The organism is Corynebacterium sputi DSM 45148 (assembly GCF_000427865.1).
Lineage (GTDB): Bacteria > Actinomycetota > Actinomycetes > Mycobacteriales > Mycobacteriaceae > Corynebacterium > Corynebacterium sputi.
Window position 1 is genome coordinate 100,681 of sequence record NZ_ATYV01000009.1, and the last position, 24,584, is coordinate 125,264.

At 62.4% G+C, this 24,584-nt stretch carries 21 protein-coding genes and 1 tRNA gene; 10 read left to right on the forward strand and 12 right to left on the reverse strand.

Annotated elements, in window-relative coordinates; all coding sequences use genetic code 11:
• Positions 1-23: 23 nt before the first annotated feature.
• The 5 genes from YWU_RS0105885 to YWU_RS0105905 all read right to left on the reverse strand — a co-directional run bounded on the left by YWU_RS0105885 (position 24) and on the right by YWU_RS0105905 (position 4,416).
• Positions 24-224, reverse strand: coding sequence for a DUF2613 domain-containing protein (locus YWU_RS0105885; RefSeq protein ID WP_027019732.1), 201 nt, complete (start codon positions 222-224; stop codon positions 24-26).
• A 168-nt stretch (positions 225-392) separates the two neighbouring features.
• Entirely contained in the window at positions 393-860 is a 468-nt protein-coding gene (locus tag YWU_RS0105890) for a universal stress protein (protein ID WP_034647236.1), read from the reverse strand.
• 81 nt (positions 861-941) lie between these two features.
• Entirely contained in the window at positions 942-3,032 is a 2,091-nt protein-coding gene (locus tag YWU_RS0105895) for a YhgE/Pip domain-containing protein (RefSeq protein ID WP_027019734.1), read from the reverse strand.
• Positions 3,032-4,117 (reverse strand): P-loop NTPase family protein, encoded by a 1,086-nt coding sequence (locus YWU_RS17470; protein WP_051260096.1) that lies wholly within the window; start codon positions 4,115-4,117, stop codon positions 3,032-3,034. The genes YWU_RS0105895 and YWU_RS17470 overlap by 1 nt, the downstream gene beginning before the upstream one ends.
• Before the next feature lie 225 nt (positions 4,118-4,342).
• A tRNA-Gly gene (locus YWU_RS0105905) sits at positions 4,343-4,416 on the reverse strand.
• 181 nt (positions 4,417-4,597) lie between these two features.
• Between YWU_RS0105905 and dcd the strand changes: the two genes are divergently transcribed.
• The 3 genes from dcd (at position 4,598) to YWU_RS0105920 (ending at position 7,210) form a co-directional block, all read left to right on the forward strand.
• Positions 4,598-5,170: a dCTP deaminase gene (gene dcd / locus YWU_RS0105910; RefSeq protein WP_027019735.1), complete on the forward strand. Its 573-nt coding sequence runs from the start codon at positions 4,598-4,600 to the stop codon at positions 5,168-5,170.
• Positions 5,171-5,295: 125 nt separating this feature from the next.
• The gene (locus YWU_RS0105915; RefSeq protein ID WP_027019736.1) at positions 5,296-6,630 is read left to right on the forward strand and encodes a UDP-glucose dehydrogenase family protein; all 1,335 of its coding nucleotides are present in this window, start codon (positions 5,296-5,298) and stop codon (positions 6,628-6,630) included.
• A gap of 49 nt (positions 6,631-6,679) precedes the next feature.
• Positions 6,680-7,210, forward strand: coding sequence for an AlbA family DNA-binding domain-containing protein (locus tag YWU_RS0105920; RefSeq protein WP_169718884.1), 531 nt, complete (start codon positions 6,680-6,682; stop codon positions 7,208-7,210).
• Positions 7,211-7,570: 360 nt separating this feature from the next.
• Here the strand turns inward: YWU_RS0105920 and YWU_RS0105930 are convergent, their stop codons facing one another.
• The 3 genes from YWU_RS0105930 to YWU_RS0105940 form a co-directional block, all read right to left on the reverse strand.
• Positions 7,571-8,068 (reverse strand): hypothetical protein, encoded by a 498-nt coding sequence (locus YWU_RS0105930; protein WP_027019738.1) that lies wholly within the window; start codon positions 8,066-8,068, stop codon positions 7,571-7,573.
• Between the two features lie 124 nt (positions 8,069-8,192).
• Positions 8,193-8,921: a DNA alkylation repair protein gene (locus tag YWU_RS0105935; protein WP_051260097.1), complete on the reverse strand. Its 729-nt coding sequence runs from the start codon at positions 8,919-8,921 to the stop codon at positions 8,193-8,195.
• Positions 8,922-8,985: 64 nt separating this feature from the next.
• Complete coding sequence (locus tag YWU_RS0105940; protein ID WP_034647289.1) at positions 8,986-10,284, reverse strand: pyridoxal phosphate-dependent aminotransferase; 1,299 nt, start codon at positions 10,282-10,284, stop codon at positions 8,986-8,988.
• 519 nt (positions 10,285-10,803) lie between these two features.
• Between YWU_RS0105940 and dnaK the strand changes: the two genes are divergently transcribed.
• The 4 genes from dnaK to YWU_RS0105960 all read left to right on the forward strand — a co-directional run bounded on the left by dnaK (position 10,804) and on the right by YWU_RS0105960 (position 15,112).
• On the forward strand, positions 10,804-12,651 hold the full coding sequence (dnaK, locus tag YWU_RS0105945; protein WP_027019741.1) for a molecular chaperone DnaK: 1,848 nt from the start codon (positions 10,804-10,806) through the stop codon (positions 12,649-12,651).
• On the forward strand, positions 12,651-13,271 hold the full coding sequence (gene grpE / locus YWU_RS0105950; RefSeq protein WP_027019742.1) for a nucleotide exchange factor GrpE: 621 nt from the start codon (positions 12,651-12,653) through the stop codon (positions 13,269-13,271). Before dnaK ends, grpE begins: the two co-directional genes overlap by 1 nt.
• Positions 13,272-13,425: 154 nt before the next feature.
• A complete protein-coding gene (gene dnaJ, locus YWU_RS0105955) occupies positions 13,426-14,619 on the forward strand; it encodes a molecular chaperone DnaJ (RefSeq protein ID WP_027019743.1) in 1,194 nt (397 codons plus the stop codon).
• Positions 14,620-14,773: 154 nt separating this feature from the next.
• Entirely contained in the window at positions 14,774-15,112 is a 339-nt protein-coding gene (locus YWU_RS0105960) for a heat shock protein transcriptional repressor HspR (RefSeq protein ID WP_084141888.1), read from the forward strand.
• Between the two features lie 54 nt (positions 15,113-15,166).
• Here the strand turns inward: YWU_RS0105960 and YWU_RS0105965 are convergent, their stop codons facing one another.
• Together YWU_RS0105965 and YWU_RS0105970 are read right to left on the reverse strand one after the other, a co-directional pair.
• A complete protein-coding gene (locus tag YWU_RS0105965; protein WP_084141868.1) occupies positions 15,167-16,537 on the reverse strand; it encodes an alpha/beta hydrolase in 1,371 nt (456 codons plus the stop codon).
• Positions 16,534-16,833, reverse strand: coding sequence for a hypothetical protein (locus YWU_RS0105970; RefSeq protein WP_027019746.1), 300 nt, complete (start codon positions 16,831-16,833; stop codon positions 16,534-16,536). The genes YWU_RS0105965 and YWU_RS0105970 overlap by 4 nt, the downstream gene beginning before the upstream one ends.
• A 114-nt stretch (positions 16,834-16,947) precedes the next feature.
• Between YWU_RS0105970 and YWU_RS0105975 the strand changes: the two genes are divergently transcribed.
• Positions 16,948-17,784, forward strand: coding sequence for a carbon-nitrogen hydrolase family protein (locus YWU_RS0105975; protein ID WP_027019747.1), 837 nt, complete (start codon positions 16,948-16,950; stop codon positions 17,782-17,784).
• An 8-nt stretch (positions 17,785-17,792) separates the two neighbouring features.
• On the opposite strand, the gene YWU_RS0105980 is transcribed toward YWU_RS0105975, so the two are convergent.
• Positions 17,793-19,043, reverse strand: coding sequence for an FAD-binding oxidoreductase (locus tag YWU_RS0105980; RefSeq protein WP_027019748.1), 1,251 nt, complete (start codon positions 19,041-19,043; stop codon positions 17,793-17,795).
• 563 nt (positions 19,044-19,606) lie between these two features.
• Between YWU_RS0105980 and clpB the strand changes: the two genes are divergently transcribed.
• A complete protein-coding gene (clpB, locus tag YWU_RS0105985) occupies positions 19,607-22,189 on the forward strand; it encodes an ATP-dependent chaperone ClpB (RefSeq protein WP_027019749.1) in 2,583 nt (860 codons plus the stop codon).
• Positions 22,190-22,407: 218 nt separating this feature from the next.
• On the opposite strand, the gene YWU_RS0105990 is transcribed toward clpB, so the two are convergent.
• On the reverse strand, positions 22,408-22,872 hold the full coding sequence (locus YWU_RS0105990) for a hypothetical protein (RefSeq protein WP_027019750.1): 465 nt from the start codon (positions 22,870-22,872) through the stop codon (positions 22,408-22,410).
• A 609-nt stretch (positions 22,873-23,481) separates the two neighbouring features.
• Here YWU_RS0105990 and YWU_RS0106000 point away from each other — a divergent pair.
• Positions 23,482-24,552: an FUSC family protein gene (locus YWU_RS0106000; protein ID WP_169718885.1), complete on the forward strand. Its 1,071-nt coding sequence runs from the start codon at positions 23,482-23,484 to the stop codon at positions 24,550-24,552.
• Positions 24,553-24,584: the final 32 nt, after the last annotated feature.

Sequence of the window (24,584 nt, forward strand, 5' to 3'; positions counted from 1 at the left end):
AACGGGTACGGATACGGGCGGACCTACCGCTCGCCGTACTCGGGACCGCCCAGCAGGGCCTGCTCCTCGACGACAGTGGTCGTCTCCGGCAGCTGCGCCTGGAACAGCGCGTTCGTGGCGGTGAACACCAGCGCGCCGCCGAGGAGGGCGCCGACGACGATGCTGGCCAGGGCAGGGCCTGCCGTTCCGCGGGAAGCGGACGCAGTCTCGGTCTCGTATGCCATTTATTCTCCTCGGTTCAGGCTGTGTAGATCGATAAAAGCAACGAACACGACTCTAGACCACTGCTCGCCGACGGGGGAATCAATCCCAAAACTTTCGGGGGCGAATGATACTGGCCGGTTCGAGGCTTCTTATAGATGTGATGTGGGGGGGGGACTCGATGTACAGGCTTAGTGCCGTGCCGGGGGCACGATGAACACCGGCAACCCCGAGTTTCGCAGTACTGCCTCCGCGGTCGACGCGGACAGCAGACTCCGCAGACCAGAGGAGCCGCGGGTGCCGGTCACGAGCATTCCCGCTCCCAGTTCCTCAGCAGCGTCCACGATGGCGCTCCACACGGCCGTTTCGGATTCGACGAGATAGGGCTGCGCGGTGATGCCGACTCCGGCGGCGACCTCAACGCCTTCCCGGCAGATCTGGGCGGCATCCGCGTAAGCGGGGTCCGTCTCGTCCTCATCGGGGATCCAGTCCGCCTGCGGCATTCCGGCTGCACCGGCCGCGCGGGCGGCCTGGCGGTGGATCGGCTCCCACACGGTGAGGATGTACGAGGTGGTGCAACCAAGGAACCGGCCGGCGTGCTCAACGGCGCGCCTGGCCTCCGGGGACCCGTCGTACGCGATCAATACTGACTCGGACATCGTTGGCCTCCACTGAATCTTCGCCCCGTCGGCTCGGGGCTGACTGGTCTCGATACTATGCCGCCGCCGCTACCGGCGAGGCTAAACGTCCACGGCCGGGTGCAGCCTGGACATCGACCAGGTGCGGTCCCGGGCCGCCGTCGCCGCACTGATAGCCACTGCGATGGCCAGGAAGAGCAGGACCATGAGTATCGAGCCGAGTAGTCGGGCGTCGTAGGTTCCGTACATCACCTGTCTGAAGCCGTCGACGGCGTAGGTCATCGGCATAAAGGGATGGATCCATTGCAGCAGCATCGGTTGTGTCTCCGGTGGATACATACCGCCGGAAGACACCATCTGAATCATCATGAAGGACAGAGATGTCACACGACCTGGCCCTGGTCCCAGCGCCGCGTGTAGTGCCTGGTTTATCGCCGCGTACATCAGACCCACAAGGAGTGCGAACGCGACCACCGCCACGACCGAGTCCGGGCGGAACGGAGTCACTGCCATCGTCACACCGACGATGGCGAGCGCCTGCAGGAACGAGATTAGGCTGCCCGGCAGCAGGCTGTCGATCGCCGCGCGCAGCGGTCGGACTCCAGCGCCGATCTGGCGCTGCTGCATCGGCTTGAGTACCAGATAGATCACCAGGCCACCCATGTAGAGAGCCATGGAGAAGAACAGCGGGGCCAGTCCAGCACCGAAGGTGTTGGTGCCTGCGGTGTTCTCCTCATTGACCGCCACCGGCCCGCCCATCACCGAGGCGACCTCCTGGCGCTGCATGGGGTCCCACTGGGGGATTGCGGACATGCCGTCGCGCAGGCCGTCGGCTAGCTGGTTCGCACCATCGGCAAGTTCGACGGAGCCATCGGCTGCTTCACCCAGACCATCGTTGAGCTGGGATGCACCGTCCTGGAGCTGACCGGCACCATCATTGAGCTGGTTGGCTCCGTCAGCGAGTTCGGACGCGCCAGCAGAGAGCTGGTTGGCGCCTTCATTCAACTGGTTGACGCCGCTGACCAGTTCATCAATCTGGCTGTCACCGCTGGCCAGTGCATCCACGGTGCCGCGCAGTGGCGCGGCGGGGTTATTGAGCTGGTAGTCCAAGTCCCCGACGGTGGTCCCGACTCCGCGTAGTTCCGCGAGAAGGTCCGAATTTGGCCCAAGTCCGGTGCTGGCGACCTGGTCAGCCAAACCGTCAATTGCTGCGACGGCTTGCTGGACCGTCGGCTCATTGATCCCGCGGAGCTGATCTGCAATCCCGCGGATGTCATCGGCAGTACTTCCCTGCACACCGGAGGCGGTCTCTGCAGCGCCGACGACGCCACTGACCGCAGTGTTTGCGCCAGCTGCGACTTCACCAGCGGACTCGAGGCTGCCGGACATGGCTTCCGCGCCGTCGCGAAGCTGCTCGAAGGCGCCGGAGGCGTCATTGACTGCCGCAGCCAACTCGTCAGTTCCGGCTGCCAGTTCAGATGCGCCAGAGGAGAGTTCTCCGGCGCCGGCGCTCAATTGGCCGGTGCCGTCGTTGAGTTGATTGATGCCGTCGAGAAGCTGTCCGGAGCCATCTTGGAGCTGGAACAGTCCGTCGCGGAGTTGTTCGGCACCGTCGGCCAGTTCGTCCGCACCATCTGCGGCCATGCCGACGCCGAGACCAGCATTGAGCATGCCCACCAGCAATCGGTCCACTGCCTGTGACCCGATGGTGTCGCTGACCGTATTGAGCATCACGCGCATGGCGTTCTCACCGATGACGGTGGAGAGGTAGCCATTACGGTCGTTGTAGGTAGCCAGCAGCGTGGCCTGCTTCGGATTGTCGCTGGTGGGAGAGGCAACAGCCTCGGAGAAGTTCTCTGGTAACTCCACCGAGAAGTAGTACGTGCCGTCGCGGACACCGTCGATAGCTTCTTGCTCTGACACCTCTTGCCAGTTCAGAGTCCGATCGTCCAACAGACCTGCCGTCACCTGGGACCCGGCGTTGAGCTGTTGGCCTTCCACCACAGTGCCCTGGTCGTTGTTGACCAGTGCCACGGGAAGTTCACCGAGGTTGCCGAACGGGTTCCAGAAGCTCCAGAGGTACAGCGTGGAGTAGAGCAGCGGCATCAAGGTGATTGACACCAGAGTCGCCTTGCCCATGTTTGAGCGGGAGAACCGGCGCAACTCGTTGTTGGCCGTCAACGCGGAAATCACTAGCGGTACTCCTTGACCATCGAGTCGAGCTCGGCATCGTCGATGCCCCAGTCGAACGGTGTGATGTGCGAAATGTCCGCATCAATCCGGACTTGACGCTGGGGTGGAACAAGCCGGTGCGGCAGCGGGTTCACCGCGTTGATGATCACCGGGATGCGGTAGGAGACCTCGACCAGTCGCGACAGCAGCAAGATGCGCTCATCGAGCTCGTGGACCTGCTCCAGATCGTCGACGACAAGCAGCCCGATCTCTTCCGTGCTGGCTGGGTGCAGTGCCAGAGCCACACGCAACATCAGGCGATCGATGCCTGGGAGCTGCGAAACGTAGGCGTCCAGCGGCGGAAGCGAGCGAGTGCCGTAAAAGTCACCGGCGATGTCTTCGAGGTAGCCCTCGTCGACCTTCTTCGTTCGCTTGAGAGGATTGCGAGTCCAGTACAGATGCTCGGTGAGGACGTTTCTGACCGTGAGGTTCCGGTCAATTTCGTCGATCTGGTCAACGCCAGCAATGGCAACGCGGGGACGGATGTCCTTGCGCTCGGTGTAGCCAAGGACCATGAGCTGGCCCTCGGTCGACTTCATCCGGCCAGCGATCGTGAGAGCCAGCGCCGTGCGGCCAGAACCACCGTGTCCGGACAACACGGTGATACCCGCGGCCGGTACGGCTATGTCGATGGGCCCGAAGACGGGCCCTTCAGAGGCAGTCACCCCGAGGCCGCGGGCCAGCACCACGTATTCATCATGGGTGCCGTCCATCAGACCTTCGGTGGAGGCGGGCTCTTTCTTCTTCCTGCCGAATGACGGCTTGGAGAACCTACCGGTCTTCTTTCCGTCAGCAGCAACAGTGCTGCCGTCGTCTTTGAAGGGGTTCTCCTGCGGCTCCGCCTCGTCCGGGAAATCCTCGGTGAGGCGGTAGTGCGCCTCAGAGGGATCCGGCCCGACCGGATCGGCGTCGGGGCGCTCGTGACGGCCCACGGGTGAGGCGCCCGCGTCGTGCGGGTTGGGTCGATCGAAGTTCGTCGTTCGCCCGAACAGTTCCGTGGTCAGGTCGTTCTCGGCGTCCGCTCCGGACGAGGAGTTTCGTGACATGGGTTCCTCCAGAGGCTTCTACTGCCCGGGAATGTTACCCGGCGGAAGCCGGAATAGGGCATGGCGCCTGACGACGTTCCACTCCAGAGCCCGGAGTGGACTTTCCCGGCGCTCACTTTTGTTTCGTGAGCGACCAATGTGATTAATGGTACAAATGTTTCGCCTGAGACGCGAAGGCGCGCGAAAAAACCGGCCACCTGGGCTGAAAACCCCGGAAGCCGGTCGTGGAGCCGATGACGGGAATCGAACCCGCGCTACCTGCTTGGGAAGCAGGAGTTCTACCATTGAACTACATCGGCAGCGTACTGCAGACCATGCAAAATGCACGGTGCGGCAGTGGTTGAAATCGCCGTCTACGACGGCTCTTTATCCACCGTTAATGTACACCTCGATCTGGTGTCAGGTGGGAGAGGGGTTGAGGTGGGCGTCGGAAAGCGAGTTCTGCTCGGCCGCCACCAGCGTCAAAGGTAAGGTAGCCGTGTGCTTCTCTCCGACCGCGACATCCGCAATGCCCTCGAATCAGAGGGCGACGACCGACTCGGCGTCGAACCGCTGGACCCTTCGATGGTGCAGCCGTCGTCGATCGACGTGCGCCTAGACCGATACTTCCGAGTCTTCAATAATTCCAGGTACACGCACATCGACCCGAAGGAAGCGCAGGAGGAGCTGACCAGCCTGCACGAGGTGCCGGACGGTGAGGCTTTCGTGCTGCATCCCGGAGAGTTCGTTCTGGCGTCGACCCTCGAGTACTTCTCCATCCCCAACGGCCTGGCCGGACGGTTGGAGGGCAAGTCCTCGCTCGGGCGTCTGGGCCTGCTGACCCACTCCACTGCAGGATTTATCGACCCGGGATTCACCGGGCACATCACGTTGGAGCTCTCCAACGTGGCGAACCTGCCGATCGTGCTGTGGCCGGACATGAAGGTCGGACAGCTTGCGCTGTTCCAGATGACCTCCAAGGCGGACACTCCGTACGGAACCGGCAAGTTGGGATCCAAGTACCAGGGCCAGCGAGGCCCCACTCCGTCGAAGGCGTACCTGAATTTCAGGTGACCGGTTGGGGAATCGGGAGCGTCGTAAAGCGCCTTCGGTAGCTACTTCCTGAACGCGTGGAACAGGTGAATGAAGTTTTGGCTGCATTGGTCGCGAACTCGCCGGGTGTGATTAACAATCCGGCCATGCGAATGACCGTTATCGGCACCGGTTACCTCGGTGCGACCCACGCTGTGTGCATGGCGGAACTCGGACACGAGGTCCTTGGAGTCGACGTTGATCCGGAGAAGATCCGGAAATTGTCTGACGGAGAGGTCCCGTTCTACGAGCCAGAACTACCGGAACTTCTCCGCAAGCATCTAGACACCGGGCGATTGCGGTTCACCACTGACTATGCCGAAGCGGCGGAGTTTGCCGAGGTGCATTTCGTGGGCGTCGGAACGCCTCAGGTGCGCGGCTCCCACGCCGCAGACGTCAGTTACGTCGACGCGGTAATCGATGACCTGGTGCCGAAGCTGCGCGGTTCGCACGTCGTGATCGGCAAATCCACCGTTCCGGTTGGTACCGCTGAGCGTCTGCAGACCCGAGCCGACGCGCTCGTGTCAGCCGATACCGATGTTGAGGTTGCCTGGAACCCGGAGTTCCTCCGCGAAGGCCGAGCCGTTGATGACACGCTGCGGCCAGACCGCATGGTGCTGGGAGTCTCCTCCGAGCGCGTTGCCGCTGGAAACTCCCGTGCCGAAGACGCCACCCGCGAATGTTTTGCCGCGATCCTGGAAGCAGACGTTCCACTGCTGGTCACTGACCTACCGACCGCAGAGCTGGTGAAGACCTCCGCCAACGCGTTCCTTGCGACCAAGATCAGTTTCATCAACGCCGTCGCCGAGGTGTGTGAGCGCTCTGGCGCGGACGTCACCGTGCTTGCCGACGCCATCGGCATGGATCCCCGCATCGGCCGCCAGTTCCTCAACGCCGGACTGGGCTTCGGCGGAGGTTGCCTGCCTAAGGACATTCGGGCGTTTATGGCTCGAGCCGGCGAACTCGGTGCTGACCGCGCGATGATGTTCCTCCGCGAGGTCGACTCCATCAACATGCGCCGTCGCGAAAAGTTGGTTGACCTGGTGCGAACGAACCTTGGCGGGGAAGTGCTGGGCCGCCGAGTCGCGGTGCTGGGAGCGGCGTTCAAGCCCAAGTCTGATGACGTGCGTGATTCGCCGGCGCTCTCCGTGGCCGGTTCGCTCGCTCTGGCTGGTGCCAGCGTCACTATCTATGACCCGCAGGCAATGGACAACGCTCGGCGCATGTTCCCGACCCTCGATTACCGTGCCTCCGCCCGGGACGCCCTCGACGGCGCTGAACTGACCGTCGTCGCTACCGAATGGCAGGAATTCCGCGATCTGGACCCGGCTGTTGCCGGCGAACTGGTCGCTCAGAAGCTGCTTATCGACGGCCGCAATTGCCTCCCTGTCGATGCTTGGACCGAGGCCGGCTGGCGAGTGGTCGGGCTCGGCCGCGGCTGATGGGGCGCAAACGTCGCCTGCGACCGCGCATCTGATTACGCTGCACTACATGTACGGACCCATTCCCGAGGACATTGAGCAGATCCTCGACCGGATCCGTGATGGCGAGCTTGCCGACGACCTGGAGTCCGACACCCTCGACTTCAAGGAGGATCCCGTCGTCCTTGCGCAGGAACTGCGCGAATCGCTCGGCTACAACAACGGAAACCCAGCCTCGAAGCTTCACGAGCTGCTTGTCGACGCCTCCCTCTGTTTCGCCAACTCCACATCCGGCGAATCCCTCGTTGTCTTGGGTGTGGCAGACAAGATCGGGGGACCGGCGGCGTTCACTGGAACGACAGCGGTGGTGGCAAACGTCGAAAACGTCATCTTTGACCACACCGATCCTGGCCTCCGCGTCGAGGCGACCGCGTGTGATTATCACGGCACCCGTCTGCTGCTGATTAAGGTCCCCGAGAGCCACACGGTCCACACCAACACGGACGGCCACGCCAGTCACCGCGTCGGGTCGGCCTGTCTGCAGCTGAGCCCGGTGGAGGTAGCCGCGCTGAGAACCTTCCGCTCAAAGCACACCAGGTAGGCGCGAAGCCGACGCAACATCGGTTTTCCAGAAACTCAAGAAACTCCAGGAAACTTCCAGAGGCATTCGCTGCAGCCATCTGACCAGTGAAAACGTCGGGATTCGGGCGCGATCGGATTATTTTTCTTCAGTTCAGAGTTTCCGAGAGTTTCTTGAAGTTTCTGAAGAAACTACCCAGAAACTTTTCTCAGGTTGGGCAGGACGTGAACGTATCGAGGAAGCAGTAATTGGTGAACCCTCACTAGGATTGCTAGATCTCGGCCTCAGAGAATAGATCGAGAGCACCTGATTGCCCTCGATGTTCTCGATGGACAGTTCCACGAAGGAGCGGTCGTCGGCGACCGGTGGCATGTGGATGGTTTAGCCGAGCAGCGTCAGCAGGCCTTCGCCCAGCAGCCCGGTGGCAATAGCCCACAACACCACTCCAACCGTCATCCAGATCATCACGGTCACCTTGCGGGCGCCTAGGCCTACGAAGAGGGGGCCAGCCAGCATGCTCGGGACTGCCAGTGTCGAGACCAGGCATGCCCCAGGAACGCCGAGTCGGTCAGTCCATTTGGCGAGTTTCTGCTGCTTCTCGGTCCGCTTGACCGGCTCTTTCCCCTTCATTACGGCGCTTCGGGTCGATCCGGCGAGCATCGTCAGTGCGTAGACAATCGCGAGGTTTCCGATGATCGCCACAGGAACGACGACAAACGGGTGCAGGCCCACGATGATGCCAATGAATGATGCGCCGTACCCCTCAATAAACGGGATCATCCCGGCGATGAGGAGGCCCAGAATCTGAAGAACGGGATTAAGCCCGTCGATGAAGTCGCTAGCGCGGATAAAGAAGTCGGAGATGGCGTTGCCTTCCATGAGTTTGCTCCTACGTGGTGGTGAAATCTGTCATTTGTGACCATTCCTTCTCACGTAGGCCGTGCGTCAGTGGCTCTGCTGACAGTTGTCATCTGATGCGTGTGCGCGCAGTCAGATGCACTGCTCAGTGCCGCCGGTCGATGCGGCGGAGCGCCTCTCGCCGCGAGAGCGCAGACAAACCCCCGTGCTTCCCGACGTATTCCTCCACCCACCCAGCATCCACCACCGAATAATCCCTCAGCGCCCATCCGATGGCTTTGCGAATGAAAAACTCACCGGCCATCGATGGCGGATCAGTGGGCTGGATATTCGCAGATAGGACATCCGACAGCAGCTTGGTATCAGTGCGCTTCTTCAGTCCTAACTGGCTGAGGATTGCGTAGCGGCGAGTCCACATATCGGGGTCGATTGCCCACTCACGCATGCGGGATCCTTCTCCAGCAGGATCGACGGCGGCGATGATCGGCTGGACTTTCACTAGGTCGTCGACAAGGTCCCACCAGGCGCCGGTGATGCACATGTGCTTGATCAGCCCCATCAATTCAGGCGTGATCCACCCTCTGACTGCCGGTGCGGTGAGAAGAGCAATCGCCGCCCGACGGTCCTCTCGGGCACTGGAGTTGTCCCATAATTCTCGGACCGTCGCTGCCACAACGGCGGTGCCTCCGCCTGAGCCAGCTGAGCTGCCTGCGTCATCAGGGGAGAACAGATCGAGGAATTCTTTCGCGGCCATATGCACGATGCGACGGACCTCAGGGACCCGAACGCCGAGCATGGGCTCATCAGTCTTGAGGTATTTCGCCTGGCCAGCAGCGCGCTCGGGATCGGCCTGAAGCGCAAGACGCCCCCGCACCACCTCGACGAATTGGTCGATTGTGGGGTGCGGGGGTGTGGATGGGGACGTCGTCAAGCGAGTGTCACTGCTTGTAGGACGCGAGGAAGTTGCCGAGGCGTTCAATCGCTTCGGAGAGCTCGCTTGCCCACGGGAGCGTGACGATGCGGAAGTGATCCTGCGTGGGGAAGTTAAAGCCACTGCCGCCGACCATCAAGATCTTCTCATCACGGAGAATGTCGAGCATGAGCTTCTCGTCAGAGTGGATCTCATGGACCTCCGGGTCCAGCCGCGGGAATGCGTACAGCGCGCCCATCGGCTTAACGCAAGAGACACCGGGGATCTCGTTGAGCTTCGTCCACGCCACGTCACGCTGCTCCAGCAGGCGGCCCGGCGGGAGAATCAAGTCATTGATCGACTGGTAACCGCCCAGCGCCACCTGGATGCCGTGCTGCGCCGGCACGTTCGGGCACAGGCGGGTCGATGCCAGCAGGTTGATGCCTTCGATGAAACCCTCGGCATGACGCTTCGGGCCCGTGGCGACCATCCAGCCTGCGCGGTAACCGGCGACGCGGTACGTCTTCGACAGGCCGTTGAAGGTCAGACAGAGCAGATCCGGAGCGAGGGAAGCCAGCGGGATGTGCTGCGCATCGTCGTAGAGAATGCGGTCGTAGATCTCGTCCGCCAGCAGCAGCAGTGAGTGCTCGCGGGCAATCTCGACGATGCCCTCCAGCAGCTGCCGGGAGTAGACCGCGCCGGTGGGGTTGTTCGGGTTGATGACAACGATGGCCTTGGTGCGGTCAGTGACCTTCGAGCGGATGTCCTCCAGGTCCGGCTCCCAGTCGTTCTCTTCGGAACAGACATAGTGCACCGGGTTTCCGCCAGCCAGGGTTGTGGCAGCGGTCCACAGCGGGTAGTCCGGAGCAGGGATCAGGACCTCGTCGCCTTCGTTGAGCAGGGACTGAGTGGTCATCGAGATCAGCTCAGAGACACCGTTGCCCAGCCATACGTCATCGACGTCAAAGCGAGGGAAGTTGTCTTCCATCTCGTACCGTGTCACCACGGCACGGCGGGCCGAAAGGATTCCGCGGGACTCGGAGTAGCCCTGGGCATGCGGGAGCGCACGGACCATGTCCTGGACGATCGTGTCCGGGGCATCGAAGCCGAACTTCGCCGGGTTGCCCGTGTTGAGCATGAGGATGCGGTGTCCGTCCGCTTCCATCTTCTCGGCGAGTTTCGCCACGGGTCCTCGGATGTCATAGAGGACATTGCGCATCTTGTCCGACTGGTCCAGCGGGCGTAGCGGCTGGCGGCGCGGGCTGCGAGCCCCCGCCTTGGCTGCACCGGCGGCGGCCCGGGCCTGCTCCGCACGTGCGGAACGCATCAGCTCAGCGCTGGCCTGCAGGGCACGCGCCTTCACCTCCTGAGGATCGGCGGAGCCGGCGGCCGTGGTCGCGTCGGCTGCTGCGGCATCTGCCTGGATGGAAGTCTCGCTGATGGTGTCCGGATTCTCCGGCTGGCTCGGGGTAGGGGTGTCGGTACTCACGTCGTACAGTCTGCCAGTTGCGGGGTTTGTTTGGGAGTTCCTTCCCCGAACCGGTGGTGGCGGGGACGTGGTGAAAAATTCTCCAGGAATTCGGGAGTGCATTTACACAGTTCAGGGCAGTTTTGACCGCGATTCGGGGTGGGGCTGAAAAACTTTTCCGGAAAAGTTGAGTCGACCGGGAACAATCTTGGACTCGGGGTAGTTATAGAGCATGTAAAGGTTGAGCAAGATGCACTCAAGTAAACTTGACGAAGTGAAAGTCTCGATGCAGGCTTGAGTGCTAGAGGCTCAGCCCGAAAATGAAAAACTTTTTCGGCCACCGTGGAAGTGGTGGCCCTACCGTAGGAGGTACACATAATGGGACGTGCAGTCGGTATCGACCTGGGCACCACCAACTCCGTTGTTTCCGTTCTGGAAGGCGGCGAGGCCGAGGTTATTGCGAACTCTGAGGGTTCGCGCACGACTCCGTCGGTCGTTGCGTTCGCTAAGAACGGCGAGGTTCTGGTCGGTCAGTCCGCCAAGAACCAGGCCGTCACGAACGTCGACCGCACCATCCGCTCCGTCAAGCGCCACATGGGCACCGACTGGAGCGTTGACATCGACGACAAGAAGTACACCGCACAGGAAATCTCCGCTCGTACGCTGATGAAGCTGAAGCGCGATGCTGAGTCCTACCTGGGCGATGACGTCACCGACGCGGTCATCACCGTTCCGGCTTACTTCAACGACGCTGAGCGTCAGGCCACCAAGGAAGCCGGCCAGATCGCCGGCCTCAACGTCCTGCGCATCGTCAACGAGCCGACCGCAGCTGCACTGGCATACGGCCTGGAGAAGAACGACAAGGATCAGACCATCCTGGTGTTCGACCTCGGTGGCGGTACCTTCGACGTCTCCCTGTTGGAGATCGGCGACGGTGTTGTCGAGGTCCTCGCAACCGCAGGTGACAACCGCCTCGGTGGCGACGACTGGGACCAGCGCATCGTCGACTGGCTGGTCGAGAAGTTCCAGTCCGCACAGGGCATCGACCTGACCAAGGACAAGATGGCGCTGCAGCGTCTGCGTGAGGCAGCTGAGAAGGCAAAGATCGAACTGTCTTCCTCCCAGCAGGCCTCCATCAACCTGCCGTACATCACCGTGGATGCGGACAAGAACCCGCTGTTCCTCGACGAGACCCTGACCCGCACTGAGTTCCAGCGCATCACCCAGGATCTCCTGGACCGCACTCGCGAGCCGTTCAAGCAGGTCATCGCTGACGCTGAAATCTCCGTGTCCGGTGTCGACCACGTTGTGCTCGTCGGTGGCTCCACCCGTATGCCGGCTGTCTCCGAGCTCGTCAAGGAGCTCACCGGTGGTCGTGAGGCCAACAAGGGTGTGAACCCGGATGAGGTCGTCGCCGTTGGCGCCGCACTGCAGGCCGGTGTGCTCCGCGGTGAGGTCAAGGACGTGCTGCTTCTCGACGTCACCCCGCTGTCCCTCGGCATCGAGACCAAGGGCGGCGTGATGACCAAGCTCATCGAGCGCAACACCACCATTCCGACCAAGCGGTCGGAGACCTTCACCACCGCCGAGGACAACCAGCCCTCCGTGCAGATCCAGGTCTTCCAGGGTGAGCGCGAGATGGCTACGGCCAACAAGCTGCTCGGTTCCTTCGAACTTGGCGGAATCGCTCCGGCTCCGCGTGGCGTGCCGCAGATCGAGGTCACCTTCGACATCGACGCCAACGGCATCGTCCACGTCACCGCTAAGGACAAGGGCACCGGCAAGGAAAGCACCATCACCATCCAGGACGGCTCCGGTCTGTCCCAGGATGAGATCGACCAGATGGTCAAGGACGCCGAGGCTCACGCTGATGAGGACCGCAAGCGCCGTGAGGAGCAGGAGACCCGCAACTCTGCTGAGTCCATGGCGTACCAGACCCGTAAGTTCGTCGAGGACAACACGGATAAGGTCTCCGAGGACGTCAAGACCCGTGTCGAAGAGGCAGCCACCGCTGTTGACGAGGCGCTGAAGGGTGACGACATCGAGGCAATCAAGACCGCCGTCGAGAAGCTGTCGACCGAGTCCCAGGAGATGGGTAAGGCCATCTACGAGGCTGAGGCTGCCCAGGGCGCTACCCAGGCTGACGCAGGCGACGCTGCCGGCGCACCTGAGGATGACGTCGTGGACGCAGAGGTCGTCGACGAGGATGAGAAGGACGCCAAGTAATGCCGGATCGCAACACCAACGGATACGACGACGGAACCACCGAGCAGGATCTCGAGATGGACGTAGTTGACGCTGTCGGTGATGCCTCCGATGAGCCCGCTGAGCCGCTCGTTGACGCTGAGTTCGTCGACGACGCGGATGCGGACATCATCGAGGGTGGATTCGACGAGATTGTCGACGAAGAGCCCCTCGATCCGACCGCTACTCTCCAGATCGAGCTCGATGAGCGCACCGCTGATCTGCAGCGCGTGACCGCTGAGTTCGCGAACTACCGCCGTCGTGCGGACCGCGACAAGACCGCAGCACGGGAGTCCGCTAAGGCCTCCTTCGCCACGGATCTGCTCGCAATCGCAGACGATCTGGATCGTGCGGAACAGCATGGTGACCTGATTGATGGACCGTTCAAGGCAATCGCGGACAAGTTCCGCGCCACCTTGGTCTCGCAGAAGGTCGTGGAGTTCGGTGCTGAAGGCGATCCCTTCAACCCGGAACTGCACGAGGCTGTACAGGACACCTCTACCGGCTCTGAGCAGGTCGTCGGTGCGGTTCTCCGCAAGGGTTACCGCGTCGGTGACAAGGTCATCCGCTCGGCGATGGTCGCCATCGCCGACCCCGCGTGAGGGCTAAGCCGCTCCGCGTTTCGCGCTTAGCGCACACAACGGCCCCCACCACCTGCGGCCCTCGCGGTCGTAGGTGGAGTCCGGCCGATAGACAACACATCACAAACACAGCGCACCTCCTGGTGCGCGGACGATTGGAAGGAGGAGATGTCCGATGACCCAGCGTGAATGGGCAGACAAGGACTATTACGCGGATCTGGGCGTCTCGTCGTCCGCGACCCAGGATGAAATCAAGAAGGCGTACCGCAAGCTCGCCCGGGATAATCACCCGGACGCGCATCAGGGAGACACGGCTAAGGAGGACCGCTTCAAGCGTGTCTCTGAGGCGTACTCCGTGATCGGTGAGGCCGACAAGCGCGCCGAGTACGACGAGCTGCGTGCAGCACTTCGCTCCGGCGGAATGGGCTTCCCCCGCGGTGGTGGAGCCACCGGCCAAGGTGCCGGCGGGTTCGACTTCAATCTCTCCGACCTGTTCGGTGATGGGGGACAGACCTCCGGCGGCTTCGGCGGAGGTGGCGGTGGCGCCGGTGGATTCGGCGACTTCCTCGGCGGATTCATGAACCGTGGCGGCGCCTCTGGGGCCTCCAACCGGCCCCGTCGTGGCGCTGACGTGGAAACGGAGATCACCCTCGACTTCCGCGAGGCAGCCAAGGGCGTCACCATCCCGCTGCAGTTGACCAACCCGTCTCCGTGCACCACGTGTAATGGTTCCGGTGCCCGTTCGGGCGCTCCGGTGACCTGTACGAGGTGTGTGGGTACCGGTTTCGTCGATGAGCAGCGTGGCGCTTTCGCCATGTCGCGTCCGTGCCCGGACTGCGATGGTCAGGGCACCAGGATCGAGGATCCGTGCCCGGATTGTGACGGCACTGGTGTCACCACTCGCCGTCGCACCATCACGGTCCGCGTCCCGGCTGGCGTTGTGGATGGTCAGAAGGTTCGCCTGGCAGGTCAGGGTGAGGCAGGTCTGCGGGGTAAACCCGCAGGTGACCTGTTCGTCACTGTGCATGTCCGGCCCGATGAGATCTTCACCCGCTCCGGCGACAACCTGGAGGTCACCGTCCCGGTGAGCTTCGGCGAACTGGCGCTCGGTGGCACGCTCACCGTTCCGACCATCGACGGCAAGGTCCGCGTGAAGGTTCCGGCTGGAACCTCCGACGGCCGGACCCTGCGGGTCCGTGGCCGCGGTATCCCGAAGCGCTCCGGCACTCCGGGTGATCTGCTGGTCACCGTCGCAGTGAAGGTACCCACCTCGCTTGACGACGCTGCCGCCTCCGCCTTGCGCACCTACGTCGAGGCAGAGCGCTCCTCGGGTTTCAATCCGAGGGACGGCTGGCCCGGCAATAAATAACCAGGTCAGGCCCAGGCCTGACCTGCCATTCGACTATTGAACCAACCGACTTTCCGACACTGAGGAGGTGAATGTTGTGGCAAACGACAACAACGGACAGAGTTCTTCCAGCGCTGAGACCTATGTGATCTCAGTGGCGGCTGAACTGGCAGGAATGCACGCGCAGACCCTGCGTAACTATGACCGGCTGGGCATCGTCATCCCGCAGCGCACCCCCGGTGGCGGACGTCGGTACTCGGCCCGGGATGTGGCGGTGCTCCGAGAGGTGCAGCGACTGTCCCAGGAAGAGGGCGTGAACCTCGCCGGGATCAAGTCGATCATGGAACTCAACGACCAGGTGGAACGGTTGCGTGGCGAGATCGAGGCTTTGCGCCAGCAGATCCGCCGCACCGAATCCCAGCAGGGCCGCTCCCGTGGCGAGCTGGTCCATGTGCCCAGGTCAACGGCGGTGGTGATGTGGGAGAACCACAGTCGCCGCAGGCGTTCACAGTAGGCATCGACTGCAATCTGGCGACAGCCGGAGCCTGAAGCCCTCGAATCCGATCCGTCATTTCCAGACGGCGGATTCGAGGGCTTTCGTGATGTTCCGCATCGAGCGCTCATCTGTGAAATATTTCTCGTGCGCTTCTACGCCTGGGATGCGTCGACCAGAGTCAGGCAACTCGACCGTCTCAGCGCCGAAGTCCTCTGCCGCTGGATCTGCGCCGTGAATGCCAAGTAGAGGACTGTGGGTGACGATATCCGCCGGATCCCTGGCCACCAGAACCCGTTCATGACCCCGACCGTTTCGAGGGCCTGGTCCGTCTGTGTTGCTGGTGGGGTGGGGCCTGCCGGAGGCGTCGATAAGCCTCATCTCAGAAGCGGACCGAACTCCCGGGCCAGCACCGGGCGAACCGATCAGTACTACCGAATCAGCTCGGATACCCGGACCCCGTGCGGCCTGCGCTGCGACAACCGCACCATGGCTAAAACCCGCCACCGAAATCTTCGCCCCGGTCGCGGACTCGGAGGCCCTAGCCGCGACGGTACGAATCTGTTCAGCCGCGGTGGGGTGGTAGCCATTGCCGGCGGCAGCCGCGATGGTCCCGGGGGCGTCATGCATCGCGACCAGCACCGTCGTGGGGACCGTGGCACCGGTGAGCACGCCGTGGGCCTTCGTCGCCTGGGAGATGACGGACTCTCGGTCGCTCAAGTCGCTGCCGGTGCCGGGCACGAGAATGACCACGTGCTCCGCGTCGCGAAGATCTGCTCCATAGGAGATGACCGCAGCGTTGCTGTGCTCTGGACCGGATTCCACGACGGTGCCTCCGGTAGAGCCTGCGGACCAAGCCACGTCCGACGCTGACCCCGCAATGGAAGTCGGCCCTTCTCCGAGACCGCCCGGATGCGCCCTGGTCAATGCCTGTGCGGTCTCCTGATCGGCGGCAATCACCTGAGCCATGGACTCCCGTACTCGCCTGGTGTGGACTTTTGCCAGAGCCATTACCGCCCCGAACCCGGAAAGGCCCGTCGGCAAAGCCATCGACAGTGCGCGGTAGGCGAGGATGAGAGATGTCGAGGGGGTGCAGGTGCCGTCGGGAAGCACGCTGAAACCTGTCCGCTCTGCCGAGTCGACACAACTCCTCAGATCCGAAACCGCCGAGGTCAGGCGAACTTCCCCGTCCTCCAGCCCGGAGGAGACGATGCTTAATCGGTGACTATCCGACCCCAACGAGTCAGTGAGGCGGCTGGCCGTCAACTCTGCGGCGGTACGGATCGTTCCGGAGAACTCAGTGTGGCTCAGACGGGTGACTGAGATCCGAGCAATCTCGGATGCATGCCGCATTCTGTTGGCACCGTCGCTCCACTCGGCAGCGGCATGCCCGGGTGCCGCAGTGTTCCAAGACAACAGCACGGGGACCGAAAGGTCTGCGCTCATCGTGGGCCATCGCTGGTGCTGAAAGCGAGGCCAATGTCGGTATCAGCGGCAGGCAGGGAAGAAGCCTGCGATGCTGCGAGATCCGAGTACCGCTGCACCGTCGCAGCCCGCTCCCGGAGCCGGTTTGACCAACTAGCAGCCAGATCCGCCGCTGCGATGTGGGTAGCTGAGCCCGGCAGCCCGGTAACGCCCACGGTCAAGCTAGCTCCGACCGTGACGATGTTTGTCGACTCTGCGAGAGCAGCACTGATGATGCGCAGGGAATCGGGTGTGAGGTGCAGGAGTGGTTCATTCATGCCGTTGATTCTGACCAGAGACAGGGATACACCGGTCCCCCGAACTGGTCTACGCAGGGGTTCTGTGGACAACTTCCGGATCGTGGATACCGCTAGATCGGTACCCTCGTTCACATGCGCATATCCATCGTCCAAAGAGAGAATCTGGAAGACAAAGCCGAGAACCTGGAGGCCATCCTCGAGGCTATCGATCGGGCCGGTCGTGACAGTGCTGACCTGGTGGTCTTCCCTGAAGCCTCCATGAAGGCCTTCGGCTCTGGGCGCCTGGACACGGTCGCAGAACCGCTGGATGGGGACTTCGCGGAGCAGATCCGGCAGGCGGCGGATCGCGCCGGGTTGACCGTCGTCTTGGGCATGTTCACTCCCGCCGACACCGTCGAGGTCGACGGCAAAAAGATCAACCGCATCCACAACACGTTGCTGGCCACCGGTCGTGGAGTCGAGGCACGGTACGACAAGATCAGGCTTTTCGACGCCTTCGGCTTCCGCGAATCCGACACCGTCGCGCCGGGCTCAGAGCTCTCGCTTATCGACGTCCCCCTCACCGGCGCCCCCTCTATCCGCGTGGGCCTGGCCACCTGCTTTGACGTGCGCTTTCCTGAACAGTTCGTCGAATTGGCGGAGAAGGGCGCCGACGTGATCTTGCTGCCGGCCGCGTGGAATGACGGACCAGGCAAGCTCCCGCAGTGGCGCACCCTCACCGCTGCTAGAGCACTAGATTCAACGACGTTCCTCGTCGCGGTCGACGCCGCTCGACCTGGTGGCGCGAAGAAGGCCGGCGACGCTGAGGGCCCCACCGGAATCGGACACAGCGCGGTCATCGGACCGGACGGTCAGCTCCTGGCCGAGGCAGGATACGAGCCGCAGCAGTTCTCCGTGGATGTGCCGTTGGACGACCTGGTGCGGATCCGGAAGCAGATCCCAGTGCTGGAGATCCGCTCTAGCGAGTAGGCCGACTGCTACATCGGGTCGTGAGAGATCCACTCTTCGTTGCAACCGGCGTGGATCAATGCGGTGCGGGTATTGGCCACCATGTACGGGCCACCTGCGATGAGGATCTTGCGGTTCTTCCAGACACCTGAGCGGACCACGTAGTCGTCGACTCGCCCTAGCGCCGGAATCGGCGCCATCGGGTGGTTGGACAGGTTGGAGGGCCAGGTGAACATCGCGTCATCACGCCTCTGCACGACGGTGGTGAGCTTCAAGAAGTTCACGTTCTGTTCCAGTTCCACCAGAGTGTGCAGGTCGTACAGTTCGCCGGGGCTACGAGCGGCGAACACCAGGTGGATGTCCGGTGGGTTCGGCTGATCGGCGATCTCGAAGAGCATGGCCCGCAACGGGGCCAGGCCTGTGCTCCCGGCGATGAGGAGGATGTTGTGGGGTAGGGAGGCGTCGGGAAGCTGATCGTTGTCCCGCAGGGACATGCTTCCCTGCGGTGACCCAATGGTCCACGTGTCACCAGCACGGGTGGTGGAAACCAGCGACCGAGACGCGTGTCCGCCATCAACGATGCGAACGTGGAACTCCAGCAACCCTTCCGGATTCGGAGGAACGGCAGGTGAGAGGCGCCGCCAGACTCCTTGCAGCATGGGATTATTGACCGAAAGATACTGCCCCGCGCGGTAGTCGATGGGGATACGGCAGTGCAGGCGAATCGAGGCGATGTCGCGGGTCCGGCGCTGGACGTCTAGAACGCGTGCCTCCCAGGAGGCGCGGTCCCCAGAGGCGTCGGCGATGCGCCCGGCCCGGGACATAATGCCACCAATCTCCGACATAGCCCCGGAGATGGCGTCCGCCGCAGCGATGTCGGTCTGATCGCATTCGCGGGGAAGGCCAGTGGCGGTCGTGGTGAGAACCTGGTGGACCGACTGGGAGAACGCCGCCACCATTGACCCGTAGTCAGCCGGCTCTACACCGAATTTCCGGTGGTCGCGGGCCAAGTTCTCCAAGTAATCAATGGTCGCTCGTGGGAAGTAGCCGGCACGAGCCCGGGCGAGAAGCGTATGGACGATCCCCGACAAGAACCGCTCGTACTGACCAGAGAGCGAGTGCTCGAACATGGAACGCAACCGGGGATCGGTCTCGAAAAGGTTCCGGTACATCCCAGCGATGACTTCTTCTGGGTTGTTCAGGATCAGTCGAGTGCCGCGGAAGAGATCATCATCGAGGGGGGTGCCCGTCGTCGCGCTCGGCTGTGGGTGAGCTGACATGAGTCCTCCTCGGTGGTTATGGCTGAGCCGATGCTGTGCGCAGACAGGTGGAATGCCCCACATGCGTGGACCCCAGTACGCCTCGGCGGCCGGAGGTGAACGCCGTGGTGTAGTGGGTTTCAGCCGGTGATTCTTCTATCGTGGCACAGGTTGCGGATTCGTAGTAGAAGACGGGGGCGGGGGTGCGCACAGGGGCTGGTTGCGGCTCAACGCTCCGAGAACTGCCTGGTTTGGTGAAATGGGTGTGGGGCTGGCGCGAAAAGGGGGCAATGGAAAGGGGTGTGGTCCGGGGGTGGCGCATGGAGGTCGGTGCGGGAGGTGCCATCCGGATTGTGAAAAGTGATCCATATCACTTCGATTTTCCGGCTTGAGTGGAACAGACTCAACCCTGAGTTGGTTGAAAGGAATGGATCCAGAAGTCAGACTTAAAATTGAGTCACTTCCACGCAAGATAGGGCGAGGCGGTCAGTGCCTCTCCGCCAATACGAAAATAGGAAAGAGAACCCGGCCGGACCGGTCGGAGCACACCGCCCGCACTACAGGGCAACTGAAAGGACCTGAACATGTCGTTCACCCCCACCACTAAAACGAATGAAGCTTTGCAGGCTGCCCTGAAGGCCGCGTCGGCGGCGGGCAACCCCGATATCCGCCCCGGCCATCTCCTGGTGGCTCTTCTCGAGCAGGAAGACGGCGTTGCCGGTCCGCTGCTCACCGCCGCTGGCGTCGAGCCGAAGTCGATGCTCGTGAAGGCCAAGGAGTTGGTCGCCGCGTACCCCACCGTCTCCGGCTCGAACATGGCGAACCCGCAGTTCAACCGGGATGCGCTCAACGCGATCACGGCCTCTGAGGACCTCGCCGGCGAACTTGGTGACGAGTACGTCTCCGCTGAGATCCTTCTCATCGGCCTGGCCACCGGGGACCATGATGCAGCCAAGGCACTGCAGAACGCAGGCGCCACCCCAGATGCGCTCAAAGGCGCTCTGACCTCCGTCCGCGGTAACCGCAGGGTCACCTCGGAGAACCCGGAGGAGCAGTACCAGTCCCTGGAGAAGTACGGCACCGACCTCACCGCCCGTGCCCGTGAGGGCAAGATCGACCCGGTGATTGGCCGTGACCAGGAGATTCGCCGTGTTGTCCAGGTGCTGTCTCGCCGCACCAAGAACAACCCGGTGCTCATTGGTGAGCCGGGCGTCGGTAAGACCGCGATAGTGGAGGGCCTGGCCCGCCGCATCGTCGCCGGTGACGTCCCGGAGTCCCTCAAGGGCAAGACCCTGATGTCGCTCGACCTCGGTTCTATGGTCGCTGGTGCGAAGTACCGCGGCGAATTTGAGGAGCGGCTGAAGGCTGTGCTTGATGAGATCAAGGAGTCGGATGGCCAGATCATCACCTTCATCGACGAGATCCACACCATCGTCGGTGCCGGAGCAACCGGTGAAGGCTCCATGGACGCCGGCAACATGATCAAGCCGATGCTTGCCCGCGGTGAGCTGCGCCTGGTCGGTGCGACGACCCTGGACGAGTACCGCAAGTACATCGAAAAGGATGCCGCGCTGGAGCGCCGTTTCCAGCAGGTCTACGCAGCAGAGCCGAGTGTCGAAGACACCGTCGGTATCTTGCGTGGACTCAAGGAGCGGTACGAGGTGCACCACGGTGTGCGCATCACCGACTCCGCGCTGGTAGCCGCCGCAACCCTGTCGGACCGGTACATCACGTCCCGGTTCCTGCCGGACAAGGCCATCGACCTGGTCGACGAGGCAGCATCGCGGCTGCGCATGGAGATTGATTCCTCTCCGGAGGAGATCGATTCCGCCGAGCGCATCGTGCGTCGTCTCGAGATCGAAGAGATGGCACTGGAGAAGGAAACCGACGAGGCCTCCAAGCAGCGCCTGGAGAAGCTCCGTGAAGAGCTCGCCGATGAGCGTGAAAACCTCACTCAGCTCCAAACTCGCTGGCAGAACGAGCGTTCCTCCATTGACGACGTTCGTGCCGTCCGTGAGGAACTCGACGAACTGCGCACTGAGTCGGACAAGGCTGAGCGCGAAGGTGACTACGGTCGCGTCGCTGAGCTGCGGTACGGCCGCATCCCTGAGCTGGAAAAGCAGCTCGCGGAAGCGGAGGAGAACGTCAAGGAAGCAGACGGTAACGCCATGCTGCAGGAGGAGGTGACCACCCAGGAGGTCGCGGAGGTCGTGTCCGCCTGGACTGGCATCCCTGCCGGCAAGATGGTCCAAGGCGAGACGGAGAAGCTGCTCAACATGGAGCTGGTTCTCGGCGGTCGCGTCGTGGGTCAGGAATCTGCAGTTGAGGCAGTCTCGGATGCAGTTCGCCGCACCCGTGCTGGTGTCGCTGATCCGGATCGTCCGACGGGTTCGTTCTTGTTCCTCGGACCGACCGGTGTCGGTAAGACGGAGCTGGCAAAGTCCCTGGCGGACTTCCTCTTCGACGACGAGCGCGCCATGGTTCGTATCGATATGTCGGAGTACGGCGAGAAGCACTCCGTTGCTCGTCTGATCGGTGCCCCCCCGGGCTACGTCGGTTACGACGCCGGTGGACAGCTCACCGAGGCCGTGCGCCGTCGTCCGTACACCGTCGTGCTGTTCGACGAGGTGGAGAAGGCTCACCCGGACGTCTTCGACGTCCTGCTGCAGGTGCTTGATGAAGGTCGGCTTACCGACGGCCAGGGCCGTACCGTCGACTTCCGCAACACCATCTTGATCCTCACCTCGAACCTTGGTGCCGGCGGCACTCATGAGCAGATCATGGATGCGGTGAAGGTCGCCTTCAAGCCGGAGTTCATCAACCGACTCGATGACGTGGTCATCTTCGATCCGCTGACCCAAGAGCAGCTGCGAGGCATTGTGGACATCCAGATCCGCGCCCTCGCCGACCGCCTGGAACAGCGTCGACTGATCCTCGACGTCAGCGACGAGGCCAAGGATTGGCTCTCTGAGCGCGGTTACGACCCGGCCTACGGCGCCCGCCCGTTGCGTCGTCTGACGCAGAAGGCAATTGGCGACGAGCTGGCAAAGAAGCTGCTCGCTGGCGAGGTCCGCGACGGCGACCGTGTCGAGGTCGATATCGACCCCGATAACGACAGCAAGTTGAAGATCATTGGCCACGACGAGACCGGAATCGCCCGGGTCTAGTACCTGGTTTTCTCCTCAACTTGTTCGGCTGTGCTGTCATCCGCCGAGGCCCAAGAAACCCCGCACCCGTGTGGTGCGGGGTTTCTTGGGCCTGCAGCGCCGCTGGCCACGATGGATAGTATGGCCATCAAAAGGAGCTTTTGGGGGTGGTAGCGGATGAGTGGGAAAGGACCGTTGGGGATGCCCGGGTATAACGGGCTGTCCGGACGGCTTCTGCGCTACGTCACTGCCTTTGATCCCAGGCGGGTGCGGCTCCACAACGCGGTGGCTGCCTCTGCGACGGTCGCGATGTCGGCCGTCATCTGTCTCGTGCTCGTGCGGACTACTCCAGTTGCATCGGAGCTGCTGGTCCTCAGCAGTTTCATGGCGTTGATGTCGGTCATGATGGCGAAAGACAACACGGCGCGCGGTCGCTTCGTAACGACGTGCCTCATGCTGCCTGCCGCTCTGGTCACGGTGGCCCTGACGATGATGCTGAGCCATAACCGACTCGCTGCAGTCACACTGTTTGTCCTGTTGGCTGGGATGTCGGTGTGGCTCAGGAAATTTGGTTCCCATGCCTCCGGTGCCGGCACGATCGCGGTGTTCGCTTGCTGCTTCGCCCTAGTGCTCAGGATTTCCCCTGATGAACTTGGGTCCACCTGCGTGGCGATGACGGTAGGGGTTGGCTCTGCAATCGTCATGCGCGCGATTCGAGTGCGGCAGCGACCGCGAGCAGAGCTCCAATTGTTGATCAAAGAATTCCGGGCGGCCGCCTCTGGCGCGGTGGTACTGGCATCGCAAAAAAGCGTCCCGAACAAGGAGAATCTGCCGCTCGATCACCTTGACGAGGTGGTCCTTGCGATCTCTTCATGCTCCAAGGAGCACGACCCTCAAGCTGTTATCGGTGTGGGGTCGCAAGACCTGACTGAAGTCGTCTTCGCGTGTCGGGTCGGTATTAACAGGATTTGTCGGGACTTCGCCTCGATGGATGGCGGTCCCGGCTCCAATGCGGTCCTTGCTCACCTGACGAGTGACCTGGAAAGAGTGCTCTGGCGGCGGCTGGATGATGCCGAATCCCAAGAGCTCACCGCCCGCGCACACAACGTGCTGGAGACAACCGATGTCTCTGACGAAGCAAGCCTCGTGGAGGTGCTGATCGCCCGGAACATTCTCAATCAACTGCGGTTGTTGGAGATGGTGATCTCGTCAGCGCCAACAGAATCCGCACCGACGGCGTACTTGCCTCCTGAAAGTGCGTTGGAGGAGGTAGCCGAGTCGATAGCGACGGCCTCTGTTCCTTGGTGGGCACCGTGGCTGCGGTTGTCGGCGAGTGGATCTCGGCCAACAGGTGGTATTGGGCGGTGCTGGCCGCTTTCATCATCTTCACTGGGGTTACCAGCCGTGGTGCGATCCTCACCAGGGCCTGGCGTCGCGTCGCAGGCACAGTGGTCGGGGTTGTCCTTGGCGTGGCGCTGGTGTTCGTTGCTTCCAGTGATCCTGCAGCGATGGTCGTCATCATCGTGGTCTGCGTATTCCTTGCGGTGTATCTGGCGCCGGTCAACTACGGGTTCATGGTCGCGGCAATCACGGTGATGCTGGCGGCGATGTACACCTTGCTTGGTGTGTTCTCCCTGGGTCTGCTCGAAATCCGCATCGCCGAGACCCTCGCCGGCGCTGCCATCGGATCGGTGTGTGCCTCCTTGGTGTTCTCCACGAGTTCGGCTCCGGAGCTAAGGGCTGCCACCGACGACTACTTCGCCGCGCTGGAAAATCTCGTAGACCAGGTCGAGGGGTTGCTAAGCGGCGGTGACGCATCGCCGGCGGGCATCCTCACCGCCGTAACGAGGCTCGACTCCTGCGATGACAGGATCTCCACGGTCGTCTCCTCAACCACCGCCACCTTCATCAGCACGAGACGATCCCTCATGCACGGGTCGCTCGCGATCATGGGCTCTGTGACACATTCGGGCGACCGGTTAGCTCAGGGATCGATGTCCCTGGAGAGGCGGCACCGTGAGTCGGGCAGCGATTCAGATCCGCTCGTCAGCTCGGCCATTTCTGCAGCGCTGCCAAGGCCAGTGGCTATGGTCCGCGACGACATCAACGACACCAAGAGGGCGCTTCGCGCGTACAGCGCTATGAATCGGCGCGAGAGAGTGAAAAGCGGTGTGTGGCATGTGGCCTCGGGCCGTTATTGGGAGTCGCGCCGGGCAAAAGGCACCGAGGCAGCGCCTGCACCGGCCGAGGCCGCGGTGCTGGATCTTTTCCAGGAAGTGACGATCCGCTCGAACTCTCCACAGTTTGGTGTGGTCGTGGAGATGTCCCGATTGGACTGGGCATTGCGGGAGATGCCGAGGCTGAGCGACCGTATCCTGCGCTGACGGATAACTCCGATCATGGTTCGTACACTGGC

Bases quoted from the DNA above. Each gene is read 5' to 3' on its own strand.
- YWU_RS0105920 (WP_169718884.1), top strand. From the start codon at position 6,680: ATGTACGGACCCATTCCCGAGGACATTGAGCAGATCCTCGACCGGATC.
- clpB (WP_027019749.1), top strand. From the start codon at position 19,607: ATGTCGTTCACCCCCACCACTAAAACGAATGAAGCTTTGCAGGCTGCC.
- YWU_RS0105970 (WP_027019746.1), bottom strand. From the start codon at position 16,833: ATGAATGAACCACTCCTGCACCTCACACCCGATTCCCTGCGCATCATC.
- YWU_RS0105885 (WP_027019732.1), bottom strand. From the start codon at position 224: ATGGCATACGAGACCGAGACTGCGTCCGCTTCCCGCGGAACGGCAGGC.
- YWU_RS17470 (WP_051260096.1), bottom strand. From the start codon at position 4,117: ATGTCACGAAACTCCTCGTCCGGAGCGGACGCCGAGAACGACCTGACC.
- YWU_RS0105990 (WP_027019750.1), bottom strand. From the start codon at position 22,872: ATGACGATTGCAGAGCCAACCCCTACCGTCATCGCCACGCAGGTGGAC.
- YWU_RS0105965 (WP_084141868.1), bottom strand. From the start codon at position 16,537: ATGAGCGCAGACCTTTCGGTCCCCGTGCTGTTGTCTTGGAACACTGCG.
- grpE (WP_027019742.1), top strand. From the start codon at position 12,651: ATGCCGGATCGCAACACCAACGGATACGACGACGGAACCACCGAGCAG.
- YWU_RS0105890 (WP_034647236.1), bottom strand. From the start codon at position 860: ATGTCCGAGTCAGTATTGATCGCGTACGACGGGTCCCCGGAGGCCAGG.
- YWU_RS0105980 (WP_027019748.1), bottom strand. From the start codon at position 19,043: ATGTCAGCTCACCCACAGCCGAGCGCGACGACGGGCACCCCCCTCGAT.
- YWU_RS0105930 (WP_027019738.1), bottom strand. From the start codon at position 8,068: ATGGAAGGCAACGCCATCTCCGACTTCTTTATCCGCGCTAGCGACTTC.
- dnaK (WP_027019741.1), top strand. From the start codon at position 10,804: ATGGGACGTGCAGTCGGTATCGACCTGGGCACCACCAACTCCGTTGTT.
- YWU_RS0105960 (WP_084141888.1), top strand. From the start codon at position 14,774: ATGCACGCGCAGACCCTGCGTAACTATGACCGGCTGGGCATCGTCATC.
- YWU_RS0105975 (WP_027019747.1), top strand. From the start codon at position 16,948: ATGCGCATATCCATCGTCCAAAGAGAGAATCTGGAAGACAAAGCCGAG.
- YWU_RS0105915 (WP_027019736.1), top strand. From the start codon at position 5,296: ATGCGAATGACCGTTATCGGCACCGGTTACCTCGGTGCGACCCACGCT.
- dnaJ (WP_027019743.1), top strand. From the start codon at position 13,426: ATGACCCAGCGTGAATGGGCAGACAAGGACTATTACGCGGATCTGGGC.
- YWU_RS0105940 (WP_034647289.1), bottom strand. From the start codon at position 10,284: ATGCGTTCCGCACGTGCGGAGCAGGCCCGGGCCGCCGCCGGTGCAGCC.